Consider the following 2,709-nt stretch of genomic DNA (forward strand, 5'->3'; position numbering starts at 1 on the left):
GACTCGAACGCGGGATCCACCGGTGCCTGGGCCATCGGGTCACGTGCCGGCGGGGGCCGGCGCAGGGGGAGAACGGCGGAACGGACGGGCCGCCGCGTGGCGCGCAACGGCCGTGCGTCCCGCGCGTGGAAGCGAGGTGCACAACGTGCGCCGGTGCCCGCGTCCTGTCAATCCCGTGCCCCGCCAACCGTTTACGGCGCGTGTCTTGCGCGCCCGCTCCCGGCCGGCGTCGCGCGGATGCCGGGAAAATGGGCCCAGGAGGCACGTGCCGGTTCGCGACATCATCGTCATCGGGGCGTCGGCGGGGGGCGTGGAGGCCGTAAGCACCGTGGCGCGGGGCCTTCCGGCGGACCTGCCCGCCGCGGTGTTCGTGGTGGTCCACTTTCCGCCCTGGTCGCGCAGCGTGCTGCCGCAGATCCTGGGGCGGGCGGGCCCCCTGCCCGCCGCCCACGCCGTGGACGGCGAGGCCATCCGCCCCGGCCGCATCTACGTGGCCCCGCCCGGGCGGCACCTGCTCATCCACGACGGCACCGTGCGGCTGGTGGCCGGCCCGCGGGAGAACGGCGCCATCCCCGCCGTGGACCCGCTCTTTCGCTCCGCCGCCCGGTGGCACGGCGAGCGGGTGATCGGCGTGGTCCTCAGCGGCAACCTGGACGACGGCGCGGCGGGGCTCGTGGCCATCAAGCACCGGGGCGGCGTGGCCGTGGCGCAGGACCCCGACACGGCCCTGTACGATGGAATGCCCCGCAGCGCCGTGGAGACGGCCCGCGTGGACCACGTGGTGCCCGTGGAGCGCGTGGGCGCGCTGCTGTGCGAGCTGGTGGTCCGGCCGCCGGGCGCGGCGGACCCGGGGGGCACGCCCGTGAACCACACGCCGACCGAGACGATGGACGAACGAATCGAACGGGAGTCCGACATCATGGAGATGCAGCCGTCCGAGCTGGGCGACGACGAGCGGCCGGGCGAGCTGTCGGGCTTTACCTGCCCGGAGTGCCACGGCGCCCTGTGGGAGATCCAGGAAGGCGAGGTGCTGCGGTACCGCTGCCGCGTGGGCCACGGCTACTCCGCCGACGCCATGCTGGCCGAGCAGGGGCGCGACGTGGAGGCGGCCCTGTGGATCGCCTTTCGCGCCCTGCGCGAGCGGGCGGCGCTGTGCCGGCGGATGGCGCAGCGGATGGCCGGGCGCGGGCAGCAGGTCCTGGCCGCCCGCCAGCTGGAGGAGGCGGCCGACGCGGAGCAGCGCGCCGGCGTGCTGCGCCAGGTGCTGCTGCGCGGCCCCGACGCGGAGCAGCTCGCGTCGGACTGAGGACCCGCGGCGAATGATGATGCCGCGGGGGCGCGGACCGCCCCCCGGCGCGGGCGTGACGGGCGGACCTGTCCCTGGAGACGGTGACCCATGCGCGAACACCTTCGGCGCTTCCTGAACCGCGCCCTGCGCCAGCAGGCCCTCCTCGAGGAGCAGCGCGCGTGCATCGCGAACGGGCGGCGGGCGCTGTGGGAGCGCGTGGACCGGCTGCGGGAGATGCGGGACGGTCTGCCCGCGCCCTCCGCCCCGGACCCCGTGACTCCGCGGCCGGCCGTCATCGTCCCGGAGGAACGGACCGATGACGGCGCCGCTGCCGTCCGGACGCAGGAGCTCGTGGACGGGCGGGTGCGGGGCGTCCGGCCGGAGCTGTGGGACGAGGACCGCGCGTGGATGCAGGCGGAGGTGCTGGAGATGCGCCGCCTGGGCTGGAGCGAGGCCCAGCTGCAGGAGATCGGCTTTGGCGCGGAGCTCCTCGCGGCGCTGGGCCTCGACGCCGCGGACGGCGCCCCCCCCCCCCGCCTGATCCGCCCTCCGCGCAGCGGCGGGGCGCGGCCGCCCCGCGCGCCCGGCCTTCGCGGTGCCGGCCCGGCAGCGCCGGCCGCCGCGGACGCCCTGCGCCCTCCCGGGTGACGCGTCCGCCCGGCCGGCCGCTTTCGGCCGACGGACGCCGTACGGCATCCGCCCGGCACGACGCGCCGCCGGACGCGGATCAGAACGCCCGCTCGCGGAGCTCGTGCGCGGCGGTCAGGGCGTTGAGGGTGCGCTGCACCTCGCGCATGAGCTCCAGCTGCTCGTCGTAGCGCTGCCGCAGGACGCTCACCTCCGCGCGGGCCTCGGCGGCGGCGCGTCGGGCCTCCTCGGCGTCCGCGCGGGCGGCTTCGGCGGCGGCGCGGGCACCCTCGGCCAGCGCGCGCAGGTGCTCGGACTCGCGGCGCCCGTCCTCGCCCACCATGCGCTCCGACTCGCCCATCCGCCGCTCCCGCTCCGCCGAGAGGCGCTCCTCCTCGGCCACCAGCCGCTGCTCCTCGTCCGTGCGAGCCAGTTGCGCGGCGGCGGCGCGCGCGTGCTCCGCGTCCTCGCGGCGAAGCTCGGCCTGCGCGCGGGCGTGCTCGGCACGCGTGGTGTCCGGTTCCAGGTTCGTCATCCGTGTCTCGTGCTGATGCGCGTGCGGCGTGATTGCTGCTGGATCGTGCGTCATCGCATTCACCCTCATTTCTCCCCGCGCGGAGGTGCGTGGATGGACCGCTCGCAGGATCTTCGCGCCCTGAGCGGCGAGCTGCTGGAGCGTGCCCGCCGGCTGCGGCGCCGGTCCGAGCAGCTGCTGCTGGAGCGTGAGCAGGCCCGTACGCAGGCCACCCTGTCGCTCACGCGTCGGCGCGGCGTGGTGCCGGATCAGCCGCCGG

Annotated in this window: 3 protein-coding genes; 2 read left to right on the forward strand and 1 reads right to left on the reverse strand. The window is 76.7% G+C overall.

Annotation, left to right across the window (positions count from 1 at the left end; all coding sequences use genetic code 11):
• The first annotated feature begins 265 nt into the window (after positions 1-265).
• Both VFZ20_RS03910 and VFZ20_RS03915 read left to right on the forward strand, forming a co-directional pair.
• Positions 266-1,306, forward strand: coding sequence for a chemotaxis protein CheB (locus tag VFZ20_RS03910; RefSeq protein WP_329682520.1), 1,041 nt, complete (start codon positions 266-268; stop codon positions 1,304-1,306).
• 90 nt (positions 1,307-1,396) lie between these two features.
• Positions 1,397-1,936 (forward strand): hypothetical protein, encoded by a 540-nt coding sequence (locus VFZ20_RS03915; RefSeq protein WP_329682521.1) that lies wholly within the window; start codon positions 1,397-1,399, stop codon positions 1,934-1,936.
• Between the two features lie 79 nt (positions 1,937-2,015).
• Here VFZ20_RS03915 and VFZ20_RS03920 read toward each other — a convergent pair whose 3' ends face one another.
• Positions 2,016-2,450: a hypothetical protein gene (locus VFZ20_RS03920; protein WP_329682522.1), complete on the reverse strand. Its 435-nt coding sequence runs from the start codon at positions 2,448-2,450 to the stop codon at positions 2,016-2,018.
• Positions 2,451-2,709 lie beyond the last annotated feature (259 nt).

The sequence above is a fragment of the Longimicrobium sp. genome, from assembly GCF_036280135.1.
Lineage (GTDB): Bacteria > Gemmatimonadota > Gemmatimonadetes > Longimicrobiales > Longimicrobiaceae > Longimicrobium.